General features: G+C 55.8%; 16 protein-coding genes and 1 tRNA gene. 12 read left to right on the top strand and 5 right to left on the bottom strand.

Going from position 1 to position 16,744, the window contains the following annotated elements; translation table 11 throughout:
- Window positions 1-182 precede the first annotated feature (182 nt).
- Window positions 183-926, top strand: coding sequence for an SDR family oxidoreductase (locus ACMWKA_RS08635; RefSeq protein WP_013098620.1), 744 nt, complete (start codon window positions 183-185; stop codon window positions 924-926).
- Window positions 927-995: 69 nt separating this feature from the next.
- On the opposite strand, the gene ACMWKA_RS08630 is transcribed toward ACMWKA_RS08635, so the two are convergent.
- Window positions 996-2,429, bottom strand: a complete 1,434-nt coding sequence (locus ACMWKA_RS08630; RefSeq protein ID WP_414760126.1) for a 6-phospho-beta-glucosidase — start codon at window positions 2,427-2,429, stop codon at window positions 996-998.
- A 116-nt stretch (window positions 2,430-2,545) separates the two neighbouring features.
- Complete coding sequence (locus ACMWKA_RS08625; RefSeq protein WP_248032307.1) at window positions 2,546-3,277, bottom strand: MurR/RpiR family transcriptional regulator; 732 nt, start codon at window positions 3,275-3,277, stop codon at window positions 2,546-2,548.
- A 265-nt stretch (window positions 3,278-3,542) separates the two neighbouring features.
- On the opposite strand from ACMWKA_RS08625, the gene trhA reads away from it, so the two are divergent.
- Window positions 3,543-4,214: a PAQR family membrane homeostasis protein TrhA gene (gene trhA, locus ACMWKA_RS08620; protein ID WP_414760125.1), complete on the top strand. Its 672-nt coding sequence runs from the start codon at window positions 3,543-3,545 to the stop codon at window positions 4,212-4,214.
- Window positions 4,215-4,323: 109 nt separating this feature from the next.
- Here the strand turns inward: trhA and ygfZ are convergent, their stop codons facing one another.
- The gene (ygfZ, locus tag ACMWKA_RS08615; protein ID WP_023620448.1) at window positions 4,324-5,304 is read right to left on the bottom strand and encodes a tRNA-modifying protein YgfZ; all 981 of its coding nucleotides are present in this window, start codon (window positions 5,302-5,304) and stop codon (window positions 4,324-4,326) included.
- Window positions 5,305-5,598: 294 nt separating this feature from the next.
- Here ygfZ and sdhE point away from each other — a divergent pair, with 294 nt between their 5' ends.
- Together sdhE and ACMWKA_RS08605 are read left to right on the top strand one after the other, a co-directional pair.
- Window positions 5,599-5,865: an FAD assembly factor SdhE gene (gene sdhE / locus ACMWKA_RS08610; RefSeq protein ID WP_013098615.1), complete on the top strand. Its 267-nt coding sequence runs from the start codon at window positions 5,599-5,601 to the stop codon at window positions 5,863-5,865.
- Window positions 5,846-6,259 carry a protein YgfX gene (locus ACMWKA_RS08605; protein ID WP_023620447.1) on the top strand — a complete coding sequence of 138 codons (414 nt, stop codon included), beginning with the start codon at window positions 5,846-5,848 and terminating at the stop codon, window positions 6,257-6,259. The genes sdhE and ACMWKA_RS08605 overlap by 20 nt, the downstream gene beginning before the upstream one ends.
- A 6-nt stretch (window positions 6,260-6,265) precedes the next feature.
- On the opposite strand, the gene fldB is transcribed toward ACMWKA_RS08605, so the two are convergent.
- Window positions 6,266-6,787 (bottom strand): flavodoxin FldB, encoded by a 522-nt coding sequence (fldB, locus tag ACMWKA_RS08600; protein WP_013098613.1) that lies wholly within the window; start codon window positions 6,785-6,787, stop codon window positions 6,266-6,268.
- A gap of 101 nt (window positions 6,788-6,888) precedes the next feature.
- Here fldB and xerD point away from each other — a divergent pair, with 101 nt between their 5' ends.
- The 5 genes from xerD to lysS all read left to right on the top strand — a co-directional run bounded on the left by xerD (window position 6,889) and on the right by lysS (window position 12,982).
- The gene (xerD, locus tag ACMWKA_RS08595) at window positions 6,889-7,785 is read left to right on the top strand and encodes a site-specific tyrosine recombinase XerD (protein WP_013098612.1); all 897 of its coding nucleotides are present in this window, start codon (window positions 6,889-6,891) and stop codon (window positions 7,783-7,785) included.
- A 28-nt stretch (window positions 7,786-7,813) separates the two neighbouring features.
- Window positions 7,814-8,527 (top strand): bifunctional protein-disulfide isomerase/oxidoreductase DsbC, encoded by a 714-nt coding sequence (gene dsbC / locus ACMWKA_RS08590; RefSeq protein WP_129327561.1) that lies wholly within the window; start codon window positions 7,814-7,816, stop codon window positions 8,525-8,527.
- Window positions 8,528-8,532: 5 nt separating this feature from the next.
- Window positions 8,533-10,266 carry a single-stranded-DNA-specific exonuclease RecJ gene (gene recJ, locus ACMWKA_RS08585; protein ID WP_057071755.1) on the top strand — a complete coding sequence of 578 codons (1,734 nt, stop codon included), beginning with the start codon at window positions 8,533-8,535 and terminating at the stop codon, window positions 10,264-10,266.
- Between the two features lie 90 nt (window positions 10,267-10,356).
- A protein-coding gene (gene prfB, locus ACMWKA_RS08580; protein ID WP_095908218.1) for a peptide chain release factor 2 occupies window positions 10,357-11,455 on the top strand; the annotation gives its coding sequence in 2 pieces (ribosomal slippage) (window positions 10,357-10,431 and window positions 10,433-11,455; 1,098 coding nt in all).
- A 9-nt stretch (window positions 11,456-11,464) separates the two neighbouring features.
- Window positions 11,465-12,982 (top strand): lysine--tRNA ligase, encoded by a 1,518-nt coding sequence (gene lysS, locus ACMWKA_RS08575; protein WP_013098608.1) that lies wholly within the window; start codon window positions 11,465-11,467, stop codon window positions 12,980-12,982.
- Between the two features lie 47 nt (window positions 12,983-13,029).
- On the opposite strand, the gene idi is transcribed toward lysS, so the two are convergent.
- Window positions 13,030-13,572, bottom strand: coding sequence for an isopentenyl-diphosphate Delta-isomerase (idi, locus tag ACMWKA_RS08570; RefSeq protein WP_414760124.1), 543 nt, complete (start codon window positions 13,570-13,572; stop codon window positions 13,030-13,032).
- 162 nt (window positions 13,573-13,734) lie between these two features.
- On the opposite strand from idi, the gene actS reads away from it, so the two are divergent.
- The 3 genes from actS (at window position 13,735) to ACMWKA_RS08555 (ending at window position 16,727) form a co-directional block, all read left to right on the top strand.
- Window positions 13,735-14,478 carry an amidase activator ActS gene (actS, locus tag ACMWKA_RS08565; RefSeq protein ID WP_013098606.1) on the top strand — a complete coding sequence of 248 codons (744 nt, stop codon included), beginning with the start codon at window positions 13,735-13,737 and terminating at the stop codon, window positions 14,476-14,478.
- A gap of 80 nt (window positions 14,479-14,558) precedes the next feature.
- A tRNA-Gly gene (locus ACMWKA_RS08560) sits at window positions 14,559-14,632 on the top strand.
- Window positions 14,633-14,870: 238 nt separating this feature from the next.
- The gene (locus ACMWKA_RS08555; protein ID WP_004265627.1) at window positions 14,871-16,727 is read left to right on the top strand and encodes a tyrosine-type recombinase/integrase; all 1,857 of its coding nucleotides are present in this window, start codon (window positions 14,871-14,873) and stop codon (window positions 16,725-16,727) included.
- The last annotated feature ends 17 nt before the right edge of the window (window positions 16,728-16,744 follow it).

Here is a 16,744-nt window from a genome sequence, read left to right as displayed (position 1 = left end):
CCCCCGATGCAGCACGCTCGGGCTTTCTACCGCGAAGCTCCTATGTGGCTCCCAGCCCACAACGCCACAGCCCCGCAAGGCGGCCCGAAGTAGAGCCAAACCCGCACCCCATATAGACTTCCGGCCATCAGGCTGATTTCAACAATCGCTTGACTGCGGACATTTTTTATTGGGAGAAAAGAATGGGTATTGCACTTGTAACAGGCGCCAGCCGCGGTATCGGTAAAGCCACCGCGCTGCAGCTGGCAAACGAAGGCTACACCGTGGCGGTGAATTATCACCACAATATCAAGGCTGCGACGGACGTTATCAACCAGATCGTCGGGGCGGGCGGTAAAGCCTTTGCCCTGCGCGCAGATATTAGCGATGAAGCGCAGGTACTGGCGATGTTCGACAGTCTTGACCGAGAAGCTGAGCCGCTGACCGCGCTGGTGAATAACGCCGGGATCCTGTTTGAGCAATCCACTATCGAAAATCTTTCGGCTGAACGCATTAATCGCGTGCTGGCAACCAACGTCACGGGGTATTTCCTTTGCTGCCGTGAAGCGGTAAAGCGTATGTCGCACAAACATGGCGGCAAGGGTGGGGCGATTGTGAATGTCTCCTCCGCGGCGTCACGACTGGGCGCACCGGGTGAGTATGTGGATTACGCGGCGTCCAAAGGGGCGGTGGATTCACTGACAACCGGGTTAGCGCTGGAAGTGGCGGCGCAAGGTATCCGCGTTAACTGCGTGCGCCCTGGGCTTATCTATACCGACATCCATGCCGACGGTGGAGAGCCGGGACGTGTGGATCGCGTTAAGTCGTTGCTGCCGATGCAGCGCGGCGGCCAGCCTGAAGAGGTAGCCCAGGCGATTGTCTGGCTGCTGAGCGAGAAAGCGTCGTACGTGACGGGCAGTTTTATTGAGTTAGCGGGCGGGAAGTAAACCCCTTACCCTAACCCTCTCCCCAAAAGGGAGAGGGGATCAATCGTAGCGCCGCCCGGCGTTACAGAGTTAAAGCGTCTCACCGTTACTGGCAATCACACCTTTATACCACTCGAAGCTTTTCTTACGGGAGCGCGACATGTCGCCCGTGCCGTCGTCGTGCTTGTTCACGTAGATAAAACCATAGCGCTTGCTGTACTGGCCGGTGGTGAACGACACGCAGTCGATACAGCCCCACGGCGTATAACCCATCAGGTCCACGCCATCGTGCGTCACGGCTTTGATCATCTCTTCCACGTGAGCGCGCAGATAGTCGATGCGGTAGTCGTCGTTAATGCTGCCATCTTCTTCCACTTTATCGTAGGCGCCAAAACCGTTCTCGACGATAAACAGCGGTTTCTGATAACGCTCGTATAGCTCACACAAAGAGTAGCGCAGACCCACAGGGTCAATCTGCCAGCCCCAGTCAGAGGCTTTCACATGCGGGTTGGGCACGCTGCCTTCAAAGCCTGAGATTGCATCGCCGGTACCGCCTTCTGCTTTGACGGAGTTAGTCATGTAATAGCTGAAACCTAAGTAGTCGCAGGTACCTTCACGCAGGATCTGCTCATCACCCGGCTCCATGTTAATGGTGAAACCACGGCGCTCCCACTCATTCAGTACATAAGACGGGTAATAACCGCGCAGCTGAACGTCGGTAAAGACATAGCGTTCACGCATGGATTCCTGGGCAAACATCACGTCCTCCGGTTTACAGGAGAACGGATAGAGCGCCACCATCGCCAGCATACAGCCGACCTTCATTTCCGGGTTAATACGACGCGCAGCTTTCACTGCCAGGGCGCTTGCCACAAACTGATGATGCAGCACCTGGTACATGGTCTCTTCCGGGTTGTCGTGCTCGGTATAGACCACACCGGAGCAGCAGTAACCGAACAGCGGGGCACGCCAGTTACGCTGGTTGTTGATTTCGTTGAAGGTCATCCAGTATTTGACCTTGTTTTTGTAACGCTCGAAGACCACTTCCGCGAAACGGACAAAAAAATCGACCACTTTACGGTTGGTCCAGGCGCCATATTCCTGCACCAGGTGCAGCGGCATTTCGAAGTGGGAGAGGGTGATCACCGGCTCGATGTTGTACTTTAGCAACTCATCGAACAGATCGTCGTAAAACTTCAGCCCTTCTTCATTGGGCTGCGTTTCGTCACCTTTCGGGAAGATGCGCGTCCAGGCGATAGAGGTGCGGAAACATTTGAAGCCCATCTCGGCAAACAGCTTGATGTCTTCTTTGTAGTGGCCGTGGAAGTCGATGGCCTCGTGGTTTGGGTAGTATTTACCCGGTACCACTTCCTGGGTGATTTCACGGGGAACGCCATGCGCGCCACCGGTCAGCACGTCACAGATGCTCGGCCCTTTGCCGCCTTTGTTCCAGCCGCCTTCCACCTGGTGAGCAGCAACCGCGCCGCCCCATAAAAAATCTTTTGGTAAGGTTAATTTTTTCATCGCTGCTATTCTCAATTCATGACTTATTGGAATCGAGTCTAGCAAAGCGACATTAAATGTCACGATATAACAATTTGCCTAAATTGTAATTTGTTACATGCAAAAAACAGGATGTTTTATTCTGTTAATTTCTTCGCCAGTTTACGCCCGAGCGACTCCAGAATATAAATAACGGGGATTTGGGTGGTGATATCATACACGCCTGCAATACGCGTCTGGGGAACATGCCAGGAGAGATTAAAATCGGCCAGTTTTGCCAGCCGCGAATGTTCATGGCTGGTAATGGAAAGTACCTTGCAGTGATGCAGGCTGAACTGGCTGGCGAAGCGCAGGATCTCTTCCGTTTCACCGGATACCGACAGTACAATCGCCAGCGCATTTTTGGCCATATCATTGGTCACCGGGAAATAAGGATCGTCGATATGGTTGCTGAATTTACCGATATTAGAAAAGAAGCGTGCACCATATTTTGCCAGCGAGCCTGAGGTCCCTGCGCCGACAAAGATAATTCGCTCGGACGATAATATTATCTCCACCGCTTCATCTAATAATGTATCGAACTCTTCATTATTAACGCTTTTAAAGAAGCTGATAATTTCACTGGCACCAAAATTTATCTGCTGAGGTTCGTTCTGCTCCAGGTAGAGCTTAAAGCGTACGCGGAATTCAGAGTAGCCTTCGCAGTTGAGTTTGCGGCAAAAGCGCAGGATAGTGGTGGTGGAGACACCTGCCGCGTCCGCCAGTTCGCGGATAGTCATGTACATCACTTTGTCACGATTTTTGATGACATAGTTGTAGACCATCATCTCCAGATTATTGAGACTGGCAATGGTGGCGTGGGTGAACATACTCACAGTGGCATAACTCTCATTCAGACCTCATTGACCCATCATAACATGCAGCCAGAGGGCAGGATCCATTTTTATGCCTTTGATTCATAATGATTAAATTTTAATGTGAACAAATGTAAGGTGAAAATGTTTTTTATATCTATGATTTTTATATATAAATTATGGATTGAAATTATTTTAGCTAACAGGTGTTCACTGGAATAATTCTCAGTTAGCATAGTCATGCGATGAATAATCATCTTTCGTTTTCCCGGAGTTTTGTATGGTGAGCAGACCATTAATCGCACAGGGATATTCACTGGCTGAGGAAGTAGCCAACAGCATCAGCCACGGCATTGGCCTGGTGTTTGGGATTGTCGGTTTAGTGTTATTACTGGTGCAGGCGGTGGACACCAACGCCAGTGCCATGGCCATTACCAGCTACAGCCTGTATGGCGGAAGTATGATCCTGCTGTTTCTGGCGTCGACGCTGTATCACGCCATTCCGCATCAGCGGGCAAAGATATGGCTCAAAAAATTTGACCACTGCGCTATCTATCTTCTTATTGCAGGCACCTACACGCCATTCCTGCTGGTGGGGTTGAACTCACCGCTGTCGCGTGGCCTGATGATTGTGATCTGGAGCCTGGCGCTGCTGGGGATCCTCTTTAAGCTGACCATTGCGCACCGGTTTAAGGTGCTGTCGCTGATGACCTACCTGACGATGGGCTGGCTGTCGCTGATAGTGGTTTATCAGCTGGCGATTAAGCTGGCGATTAAGCTGGCGGTAGGGGGCGTGACCCTGCTTGCCGTAGGCGGCGTGGTCTACTCGTTGGGCGTCATTTTCTATGTCTGCAAGCGCATCCCTTATAACCATGCGATCTGGCACGGCTTTGTACTTGGGGGCAGCGTGTGTCACTTCCTGGCAATTTATTTGTATGTGGGGCAGGTGTAGTTTTTACATCTTGCGGCCTGTTGCCCTCACCCTAACCCTCTCCCACAGCGAGAGGGAGAACACCAAAACCGTAGGCCCGGTAAGCGCAGCGCCACCGGGCGATACAGCATCACTCTTCCAGTGAATACGGCAGCGGCTCAATACTCAAGGTATTGGCATCATCACGCACGCGGAACACGCTGTCGGCTTCCATGTCGTTGTTCATCACCGCCTGCACCAGCAGACGGCCATCATCCAGCTGAACAGCGGCTAACACGGTGCCGGTACGGCGCCAGTTTTCACCCATCTTCAGTTCTAAATCTTCACCCGCTTCCGGTACACGGCTGGCGTGACCCGCCAGTGTCCACAGCGCGCGCTTATTCGCGCCGCGGAATTTTGCCCGCGCGACCATCTCCTGGCCGGTGTAACAGCCTTTTTTAAAGCTGATGCCGCCCAGCGCCTGCAGGTTGGTCGCCTGCGGAATAAACTGCGCGCTGTTGGCCGCGTCAATCACCGGCAGACCCGCTTCAATGTTCAGTGCCAGCCACTGTTGGCTGTTATTGAACTGGGCTTCACCGCGCAGGGCCTCAGTTACGCGCTCGGCGGTCGCGGCGTCGGTCACCAGCAGGAAACGCTCTGCAGGGTGTTCAAACCACAGGATGGAGGTCTCACCTTCGCTAACCAGCTGCTTTTCTGCATCCGGCAGTTCGTTGAACAGGTTTTTCAGCGCGGCACGCGCCTGGAAACCGGCCACGCCCAGCAGCACGTGCTCGTCATCTGGCGCAATCGTGACTTTGGAAAAGACCGCGTATTTCTTCAGCTCTTTAAGCTGGTCATCACGCAGGCTGCGGCGCTCAATAAAGGCAAAGCCATCCTGACGGCGGAACAGACGCAGGTTGCTCCACATTTTGCCTTTTGGATCGCAATGCGCAGCCAGCAGGTGCTGATGTTCGGTCATCTGGCTCACGTCTGCCGTGACCTGGCCCTGAAGGTATTTTTCGGCGTCGGCACCAACGAGTGTGGCCAGTGCCCAGTCATCAAGAGAAATAAGCGTCAGCGGCAGACGCGCAGAGGCGGCGGGCTGGCGAGGAGAAAATGGTGTAAATGCCATAACGGTATCCTGAATTGCTTAACGCTTTGATAATGCCTAATGGTAAAAGAGACTACAGCCATTGCAAGCGCTTTCAGCAGGCCATTCGTGCCATAACGCAGCAATGCGTAGCGCCACGCAAAATAGTGTAATCCGCTGTCTTTATAGGGGTTATTCTGGAAGCCCGCTTCAGCTTCGCAATATTCCAGTAAAGAAACGGTCAAAAACACGTTACACTAGCGAGTGTCCCCGCAGAGAAATAAAGAAGACTGAACGGGGTACCGACTGTGCCAAACGTAATGCAGGAAACAGAACATGGATATTAACAACAAGGCCCGTATTCACTGGGCATGCCGACGCGGCATGCGTGAACTTGATATCTCCATCATGCCTTTCTTCGAATATGAGTATGACAGCTTAAGCGATGAGGATAAGCGTCTGTTTGTTCGCCTGCTTGAGTCTGACGATCCCGATTTATTCAACTGGCTGATGAACCACGGCAAGCCCGCCGACACCGAGTTGCAACGGATGGTGCAATTAATTCAAACACGGAATCGGGAACGTGGTCCTGTGGCAATCTGATCTTCGCGTCTCGTGGCGCTCGCAGTGGATGTCGTTATTGCTCCACGGCCTGGTCGCGGCATTTGTTTTACTGATGCCGTGGCCGCTTAGCTATACGCCGCTGTGGCTGTTGTTGCTGTCGTTCGTCGTTTTTGACAGCGTTCGCAGCCAGCGCCGGATCAATGCCCGCCAGGGTGAGATCAAATTACTGATGGACTCCCGCCTGCGCTGGCAGGGTAAAGAGTGGGATATCCTCGGTATGCCCTGGATGCTCAGTTCCGGCATGATGCTACGGTTACGCCAGGTGGGCGGCGGTAAGTGCCAGCATCTGTGGCTGGCCGCCGACAGTATGGATATTGCGGAGTGGCGGGAACTGCGCCGGATGCTACTGCAGCAGCAACCGACGCAGGAATAATACGCGTTAACTGAACTTCTCGGCCATTTCGCCCAGAATCTGTTCGCACCAGGTTTGCAGACGCTCGTCGCTCAGATCGTACTGGTTGGTTTCATCCAGCGCGAGCCCGACAAACAGTTGGCCGTCTGCGATAATCGGTTTTTTACTGGTGAATTCGTAACCTTCCGTTGGCCAGTAGCCGATAAACGTGACGCCCTTCGGTGCCAGCTTATCGTGCAGCATGCCGAGAGCATCCAGGAACCATTCCCCATAACCGAACTGGTCGCCCATACCGTACATGGCAATGATTTTGCCGTCGAGGTTGAGCGTATCGAGCTGATCCCAGATGGCTTCCCAGTCTTCCTGTATCTCACCGAAATCCCAGGTCGGGATGCCGAGGATCAATACGTCGTACTGCTCCATCAGCGTGAGCGCATCGTCCTTCAGGTTATGCAACGTCACCAGTTCCGGGCCAATGATGTCGCGAATTTTCTCTGCCGCCATTTCGGTGTAGCAGGTGCTGGAACCATAAAACAGACCAATATTCATCGCGTATCTATCTCAATTCTTGCTATGACTTTGCGCGTAGTGTACCAGAAACCGCTCGCAATCAGGCATAATGCCCGGATTGCAGAATCAAAGGGGCTGATGTGGAAAAGGATCTCGCACTCATCGAACAGTTTCTCGACGCGCTGTGGCTGGAGAAAAACCTGGCCCAAAATACGCTGAGCGCCTATCGGCGGGACCTCACCATGCTGGTGGAGTGGCTGGCACACCGGGGACTGTCGCTGGAGAGCGCACAAAGCGACGACCTGCAGGCGCTGCTGGGCGAGCGTATGGAAGGGGGCTACAAAGCCACCAGCTCTGCGCGTCTGCTCAGTGCAATGCGTCGACTGTTCCAGCATCTCTACCGTGAGAAAATTCGCGCGGACGATCCCAGCGCCCTCCTGGCATCGCCTAAACTCCCGCAGCGGCTACCGAAAGATCTCAGCGAAGCACAAGTTGAGAGATTATTACAATCTCCGGCTGTTGACCTGCCGCTGGAGTTACGCGATAAAGCCATGCTTGAGCTATTGTATGCTACCGGCTTGCGCGTTTCGGAACTGGTTGGCCTGACGATGAGCGATATCAGCTTGCGTCAGGGCGTGGTTCGTGTGATCGGTAAAGGGAACAAGGAACGGCTGGTCCCGCTGGGAGAAGAGGCGGTGTACTGGCTGGAAACGTATCTGGAGCACGGTCGTCCGTGGTTGCTGAACGGCGTTTCTATCGATGTCTTGTTCCCCAGTCAGCGTGCGCAGCAGATGACGCGGCAAACGTTCTGGCATCGCATCAAGCATTACGCCACACTGGCGGGCATTGACAGTGAAAAGCTGTCGCCGCACGTGTTGCGGCATGCCTTTGCGACACATCTGCTGAACCACGGCGCCGATCTGCGCGTGGTGCAGATGCTGCTGGGACACAGCGATCTTTCCACGACGCAAATTTACACCCATGTCGCGACGGAACGCCTGCGGCAGCTACACCAACAGCACCACCCTCGCGCGTGAGTGCCGACGAATTGTTACAGGATCTTATATGAAAAAGTCTTTTGCGCTGTTCACCCTGCTGGCAGCCTCTTTTACCGGTTTTGCCCATGCGGATGACGCCGCTATCAAACAGTCGCTGACGAAACTCGGCGTAACCAGCAGCGAAATTCAGCCTGCGCCGGTGGCGGGGATGAAAACCGTTTTAACCAACAGCGGCGTGCTGTACGTGACCGAAGATGGCAAACACATTATTCAGGGGCCGATGTACGACGTAAGCGGCGCGCAGCCGGTGAACGTGACCAACCAGCTGCTGATGAAAAACCTGAATGCGCTCGAAAAAGAGATGATCGTTTATAAGGCGGCGCAGGAAAAACACGTTATAACCGTCTTTACCGACATCACCTGTGGCTACTGCCACAAGCTGCATGAAGAGATGAAAGATTACAACGCGCTGGGCATTACCGTGCGTTACCTGGCTTTCCCTCGCGCGGGTGTGCAGAGCCAGCCTGAGCAGGACATGAAGGCCATATGGTGTGCAAAAGATCGTAACAAAGCGTTTGATGACGCGATGAACGGTAAGGGTGTGCAGCCGGCTTCCTGTGATATTGATATTGCCAACCACTACGCGCTGGGCGTGCAGTTTGGCGTGACCGGTACGCCAGCCATTGTCTTAAGCAACGGCTACGTTGTCCCGGGCTATCAGGGGCCAAAAGAGATGAAAGAGTTCCTCGACGCGCACCAGAAACAGTTTGGTGGTAAATAATCCGCGTGAAAGCCCCAATAAAATTGCGCCGCCGCGACGCGGTTGCACAGGTTGATTTGCCAGCCGATCTTCCGCCGCTGTTAAAGCGGCTCTACGCCAGCCGCGGCGTGCGGAGTGCAGGCGATCTTGAGCGCAGCGTCAAAGGGATGCTGCCCTGGCAGCAGCTGAACGGCATCGAAAAAGCCACTGAAATGCTCTACAACGCGCTTCGTGAAGGCACGCGCATTGTGGTGGTGGGGGATTTCGATGCCGACGGCGCCACCAGCACCGCGCTGAGCGTGCTCAGCCTGCGCGCGCTGGGCTGCGAAAACGTTACCTATCTGGTGCCTAACCGCTTTGAAGATGGTTATGGCCTTAGCCCGGAAGTGGTCGATCAGGCACATGCCCGCGGCGCGCAGATGATCCTGACCGTAGATAACGGGATCTCCTCCCATGCGGGTGTCGATCACGCGCATCAGTTGGGGATCCCGGTGCTGGTTACCGATCACCACCTGCCGGGGGAAACGCTGCCGGCCGCTGAAGCCATTATTAACCCGAACCTGCGCGACTGCGATTTCCCGTCGAAATCACTGGCGGGCGTGGGCGTGGCGTTTTATCTGATGCTGGCGCTGCGCACCCTGCTGCGGGATAAAGGCTGGTTCGAGTCCCGCGGGATCGCCGTGCCCAATCTTGCCGAGTATCTCGATCTTGTTGCGCTCGGCACCGTGGCGGACGTGGTACCGCTCGATACCAATAACCGTATCCTCACCTGGCAAGGGTTAAGCCGCATTCGTGCGGGCAAGTGTCGTCCGGGTATTAAGGCGCTGCTGGAGATTGCGAACCGCGATCCGCTCAAGCTCGCCGCCAGCGATTTGGGCTTTGCCCTCGGCCCGCGCCTGAACGCGGCCGGCAGGCTGGACGATATGTCCGTCGGCGTCGCGCTGCTGCTGTGCGATAACATTGGTGAAGCGCGCGTGCTGGCGAATGAACTGGATGCGCTGAACCAGACCCGCAAAGAGATCGAACAGGGAATGCAGGCTGAAGCACTAACCCTGTGTGAAAAGCTTGAACGCAGCGGTGAAACATTGCCGGGCGGGCTGGCGATGTACCACCCTGAATGGCATCAGGGGGTGGTGGGCATTCTGGCGTCGCGTATTAAAGAGCGTTTCCACCGTCCGGTGATTGCATTTGCGCCCGCAGGCGATGGCACGCTGAAGGGCTCCGGTCGTTCGATTCAGGGGCTGCACATGCGCGATGCGCTGGAGCGTCTGGATACGCTCTACCCGGGCCTGATGCTCAAATTCGGTGGTCACGCGATGGCGGCAGGCTTGTCGCTGGAAGAGGCGAAATTCGACGAGTTCCAGCGTCTGTTTGGCGAACTGGTGACTGACTGGATCGACCCTGCTCTGCTGCAGGGTGAAGTGATTTCCGACGGTGAGCTCGCACCGATGGAGATGACCATGGAAGTGGCGCAAATGCTACGCGATGCAGGCCCGTGGGGACAGATGTTCCCGGAGCCACTGTTCGATGGCCGCTTCCGTCTGCTGCAACAGCGCATCGTGGGCGAACGTCACTTGAAAGTGATGGTGGAACCGGTGGGCGGCGGCCCGCTGTTGGATGGTATTGCCTTTAACGTCGATACCGCTGTCTGGCCGGACAATGGCGTACGCGAGGTCGAACTGGCCTACAAACTGGATATCAACGAGTTTCGCGGTAACCGCTCCCTTCAAATCATCATCGACAATATCTGGCCAATTTAGCGGCAGTAATCTCTATAAAAAAGGGCGTGGATTCGGTACAATCCCGCTCTTATCACCGCATTTTGACAAGTCCATAAAAGAAAACAGACCATGTTTGAAATTAATCCGGTAAAAAACCGTATTCAGGACCTCACGGAGCGCTCTGACGTTCTTAGGGGGTATCTTTGACTACGATGCCAAGAAAGAGCGTCTTGAAGAAGTAAACGCCGAGCTGGAACAGCCGGACGTCTGGAACGAGCCTGAACGCGCGCAGGCGCTGGGTAAAGAGCGTTCCTCTCTCGAAGCTATCGTAGATACGCTGGATCAAATGGCTCAGGGGCTGGAAGACGTTTCCGGTTTGCTGGAGCTGGCTGTAGAAGCCGACGACGAAGAAACCTTTAACGAAGCCGTGGCAGAGCTCGACGTGCTGGAAGAGAAGCTGGCGCAGCTTGAGTTCCGTCGTATGTTCTCCGGCGAATACGATAGTGCTGACTGCTATCTCGATATCCAGGCAGGTTCTGGCGGTACTGAAGCGCAGGACTGGGCCAGCATGCTGATGCGCATGTATCTGCGCTGGGCTGAAGCGCGTGGCTTCAAAACCGAGATTATCGAAGAGTCTGAAGGCGAAGTGGCTGGCATTAAGTCCGTCACCATCAAGATCATTGGTGACTACGCCTACGGCTGGCTGCGTACCGAAACCGGCGTTCACCGCCTGGTACGTAAGAGCCCGTTCGACTCCGGTGGTCGTCGTCATACCTCCTTCAGCTCCGCGTTTGTTTACCCCGAAGTTGACGAAGATATCGATATCGAAATCAACCCGGCAGATCTGCGTATCGACGTTTACCGCGCATCTGGCGCGGGCGGACAGCACGTTAACCGTACGGAATCGGCGGTACGTATTACCCACATTCCAACCGGGCTGGTAACACAGTGCCAGAACGACCGTTCCCAGCATAAGAACAAAGACCAGGCCATGAAGCAGATGAAAGCGAAGCTTTATGAGCTGGAAATGCAGAAGAAAAATGCTGAGAAACAGGCGATGGAAGACAACAAGTCTGATATCGGCTGGGGCAGCCAGATCCGTTCTTACGTCCTTGATGACTCCCGCATCAAAGACCTGCGTACCGGGGTTGAAACCCGTAACACGCAGGCGGTGCTGGACGGCAGCCTGGACCAATTTATCGAAGCAAGTTTGAAAGCAGGGTTATGAGGAACCAACATGTCTGAACAACAAGCACAGGGCGCTGACGCGGTAGTCGATCTTAACAACGAACTGAAAACCCGCCGCGAGAAGCTGGCAGCGCTGCGCGAGCAGGGCGTGCCGTTCCCGAACGATTTTCGTCGTGACCACACCTCAGACCAACTGCACGCTGACTTCGACGCTAAAGAAAACGAAGAGCTGGAAGCGCTGAACATCGAAGTGGCCGTTGCGGGCCGTATGATGACCCGTCGTATCATGGGTAAAGCCTCTTTCGTTACCCTGCAGGACGTGGGCGGCCGCATTCAGCTGTACGTTTCCCGTGACGATCTGCCAGAAGGCATCTACAACGAGCAGTTCAAGAAGTGGGACCTGGGCGATATCCTGGGCGCGAAAGGTAAACTGTTCAAAACCAAGACCGGTGAACTGTCTATCCACTGCACCGAACTGCGTCTGTTGACCAAAGCCCTGCGCCCGCTGCCGGACAAATTCCACGGCCTGCAGGATCAGGAAGCGCGCTACCGCCAGCGTTATCTGGACCTCATCTCTAACGATGAGTCCCGCAAGACTTTCAAAATTCGCTCCCAGATCATGGCCGGTATCCGCCAGTTCATGGTTAACCGCGACTTTATGGAAGTGGAAACCCCAATGATGCAGGTGATCCCGGGCGGTGCTTCCGCACGTCCGTTCATCACCCATCACAATGCCCTGGACCTGGACATGTACCTGCGTATCGCGCCGGAACTGTACCTGAAGCGTCTGGTGGTGGGTGGGTTCGATCGCGTGTTCGAAATCAACCGTAACTTCCGTAACGAAGGCATCTCCGTGCGTCATAACCCAGAGTTCACCATGATGGAACTCTATATGGCGTATGCAGATTACAAAGATCTGATCGAGCTGACCGAATCCCTGTTCCGCACCCTGGCGCAGGATATTCTGGGCACAACGCAGGTACCTTACGGTGAAGAAGTGTTCGACTTCGGCAAGCCGTTCGAAAAACTGACCATGCGCGAAGCCATCAAGAAATACCGCCCGGAAACCAACATGGCGGATCTGGATAACTTCGATTCTGCAAAAGCGATCGCTGAAAGCATCGGTATTAAAGTGGAGAAGAGCTGGGGTCTGGGCCGTATCGTGACCGAGATCTTTGAAGAAGTGGCAGAAGCGCACCTGATTCAGCCGACCTTCATCACTGAATACCCGGCTGAAGTGTCCCCGCTGGCGCGTCGTAATGACGAGAACCCGGAGATCACTGACCGCTTTGAATTCTTCATCGGTGGCCGTGAAATCGGCAACGGCTTTAGCGAGCTGAACGATGCAGAAGATCAGGCGCAGCGCTTCCAGGATCAGGTTGACGCAAAAGCGGCAGGCGACGACGAAGCGATGTTCTTCGACGAAGACTACGTGACGGCGCTGGAGCACGGCCTGCCACCAACGGCGGGTCTGGGTATTGGTATCGACCGTATGGTAATGCTGTTCACCAACAGCCACACCATCCGCGACGTGATCCTGTTCCCGGCGATGCGTCCGGTTAAATAACGTCTGCAGATCGTAAAAAGCCCCGTGCGATAGTCGCCGGGGCTTTTTTATTTGGCGGCGAAGGCCCGCAGTTTTTCGCGTGCCGCCGTCGCCTCCATCACCATCCAGGGGCTAAAGGCCCACGGTGTGGCATCCAGAGCCAGGAACAACGCGTCCAGATCAACCCATTCGTATGCCATCACTTCATCACTGTTGATCGTCAGCGCATTCGTGATCCTGGCGGCAAAGACCGGGCAAATCTCATTTTCGACGATCCCGGAAGGATCGGTTTCACAGTAGCGAAACTCAGCGGCGACAGGGGTGATCCCGGTAATTTCGGCTCCCACTTCATAGCGGCAGCGGCGCACAATGGCCTGATCAATCGCTTCACCAGATTGCGGATGGCCGCAGACTGAGTTCGTCCAGACGCCCGGCCAGGCTTTTTTGCTTAATGCGCGACGGGTGATAAGACACTCCCCTTTGGCATTAAAGAGCCAGGAAGAGAACGCCAGATGGAGTGGGGTATGGGAGGTATGTGCAGCGTATTTTTCCTGAGTGCCAATCACCATTCCCTGGTCATTTACCAAAATAACGTGTTCTTGAATACTCATTGATGCTCCAGTGCTAACCATGCGGATGGTTCAGCACCACCAGCGATGTCATTATACTGCATTCCGGTACGAACGGTTTGTTCCACAGAGCGGAAAAGGGCTGACCCATATCTGTTTGGGCTGGTATTATAGGGCGCCATTCACGCTGACCGAGGATCTGTTTTGTTTGCAGGAAGCCTGACGAGAAACCCCATCACTGCCGTGTTCTGCCTGATGCTGACGCTATTACTGGCAGGCTGTTCAGGGAGTAAATCTTCGGATATGGGCAGCTATTCCGGCGCGGTCTATACCGTGAAGCGCGGGGATACGCTGTACCGGATTTCGCGTGCGACAGGGACCAGCGTGAAGGAGCTGGCGCGTCTGAATAATATCTCTCCGCCATATACCATCGAAGTGGGGCAGAAGCTGAAGGTTAATGGCGGTTCATCCTCGGGCAAAAAATCTTCATCGAAAGGCAAAACCGCCAAAGTGACGCCATCCTATGCGGTGCCGCAATCCTCCTGGCCGCCTGTCGGACAGCGCTGCTGGATTTGGCCGGCCAGCGGTAAAGTTGTGCTGCCGTACTCCTTGTCTGAAGGCGGCAATAAGGGCATCGATATTGCCGCCGCGCGCGGTACGCCGGTTTATGCCTCCGGGGCTGGGAAGGTCGTGTACGTGGGCAACCAGCTGCGCGGTTACGGTAATTTGATCATGATTAAGCATGGTGAAGACTACATCACGGCTTATGCGCATAACGACACAATGCTGGTCAATAACGGTCAGAACGTGAAGGCGGGGCAGAAGATCGCCACCATGGGCAGCACGGGGACGGATACGGTGAAGCTGCACTTCCAGATCCGTTATAAGGCCACCGCCATCGACCCGCAGCGTTATCTTCCGGCACAGGGCAGCAAGCCGAAGTGCTAAGTGATTATTTTATCGCCATTTAGTTGCGAAGAGGCTTGTATGAAGAGGCGTAAGGTCTATAATGCTTTACGCACCTCAAAGCGGGCGTAGTTCAATGGTAGAACGAGAGCTTCCCAAGCTCTATACGAGGGTTCGATTCCCTTCGCCCGCTCCACTGCATCGTTCCAGGGAATTCTGAGGAAGTCCAAGAGGCATCGTAAGTCGTTGATTCTGGTTGAGTTTTCGACACCTCGATGTTCCAGTGGGCTCCACGGAAATCCACCTGAAGCCACGACGTTTATGTCCATTTTTGTGTCCATTTTTGCGGGCACGACGGCTTCCGGATTGTTGCTAGGGCGCTGAGGTCGATGGGTTAAGCATCTGGTTCCTGACTCATGTTCAGGAGCTAGAGCATGGCACTCTCAGACTTGGTGGTCCGCCAAGCCAAAGCCACCGGCAAGGCCTACACACTTCCAGACATCGATGGTCTCTCCCTGGCCGTGACGGCCACGGGCAGCAAGAGCTGGCACTTCCGTTACTACTGGATGAAGGAGCCCAAGCGCATGTCGCTGGGCACCTATCCCGAGGTGTCCCTTCGTGAGGCACGCGCCCTGCGTGACGAGGCGCGCGCCTTGGTGGCCAAGGACATCAACCCGCGCCTTCACCGCAAGCAAAAGCGCGCCGCGGTCAAACTCGCCGGTGAAAACACCTTCGAGGCGATCTACAAGAAGTGGCTTGCCCACCGCGAACGCGGCCTCAAGAAGGGCCGGCAGACCACCCTCTCGATCCTCCCTCGCGTCTTCGCCAAGGATGTGCTGCCCTTGCTGGGCAAGCGCTCGATCTACGACATCAAACGCCCTGACCTGCTGGAAGTGATCGCCAGGATCGAGCGGCGCAAGGCGCTCTCCGTCGCCGAGAAAGTCAGGACGTGGTTCAACCAGATGTTCCGCTACGCGCTGGTGGTCGTGCCGGGCCTGGAGCAGAACCCGGCTTCCGACCTCGACGTGGTGGCGCTGCCGCTGCCCCCGGTGAACCACAACCCGTTCCTGCGCATGGCCGAGTTGCCGAAGCTGTTGCAGCGCCTGCGCAAGTATCGTGGCCGGCTGCAGACCCAGCTCGGTCTGCGGCTGCTGCTATTCACCGGCGTGCGCACGGGCGAGCTGCGCCTGGCGACGCCGGATCAGTTCGACCTCGATCGGGGCCTCTGGATCATCCCGCCCGAGGTCGTGAAGCAGCTCCAGGTGGACATGCGCAGGAAGCGCCAGTTGCCCAAGGACATTCCACCCTACATCGTGCCGCTGTCGGTGCAGGCCATCGAGATCGTCCGGCACCTGCTCGAACAGCTCAAACCGGCCCAGCACTATCTGTTCCGCCACGACAGCGAGTTGAAGAAGCGCATGAGCGAGAACACGCTCAACGGCGCGCTCAAGCGCATGGGCTATCGCGACCTGCTGACCGGGCACGGCATCCGGGGCACGATGTCCACCGCGCTCAACGAGATCGGCTACCCGAAGGTGTGGGTGGACGCGCAACTCTCGCACGTCGATCCCAACAAGGTCAGTGCCACCTACAACCACGCCGAGTACGTCGAGCAGCGGCGGCGGATGATGCAGGATTGGGCCGACCGGCTCGATCTCTTCGAGCAGAACATGGTCGAGGCAGCGAGCATGCCGCTCACCATTCATTTGGAGGGCGTGCCCGTCCTCTCGGATGAGGAAGCCGCGAGTGCGCCACCCAAACCAGCGGCCGCGTCGGCGCCGCTCCTGATCGTGACCAGGCCGGGAGACGCGATGCCACTGGTGTCAGCCGAGACGCATCGGCTGCCCGCAGTGCCGTTGCCGCGTTCCGTCATGGAGGAACCGCTGTCCGACATACAGCGCCAGCGGATGGAACTGGTCGATGTCTTCGAGGCACCACACAACCTGCCAGTCGCCGAGTACGCGAAGATGGCGGGCAAGTCCCGCCGGTGGATCAGCTACGAGATCAAGGCCGGCAACCTGCTGGCGCTGAACCTGGGCAACCGTGGTCAGCGCGTGCCGGATTGGCATCTCGATCCGGTCAAGCACGCGCTGATCCAGGCGGTCCTCAAGCTGACCAGGGGCGCCGACCCTTGGCAGATCTACAACGCGCTCCTGCAGCCGCGCGCGAAGCTGCGCGGCGGCTCGGCTCTGGAAAGCGTCAGTGCCACAAATCTCGACAAGATCATCATGGCGGTGAGCACGACGGTGAAGGAAAGCGAGTGGTCCCCGCAGCAGGTGGCGTTTGCGTAGCGCGCCAGCGCCCAGCA

The sequence above is a fragment of the Enterobacter sp. 03-F-07-AD-ECC genome, assembly GCF_047530935.1.
GTDB lineage: Bacteria > Pseudomonadota > Gammaproteobacteria > Enterobacterales > Enterobacteriaceae > Enterobacter > Enterobacter cloacae.
The sequence above is the reverse complement of the archived record's forward strand: the minus strand, read 5'-3'. Positions and strand labels throughout refer to the sequence as shown.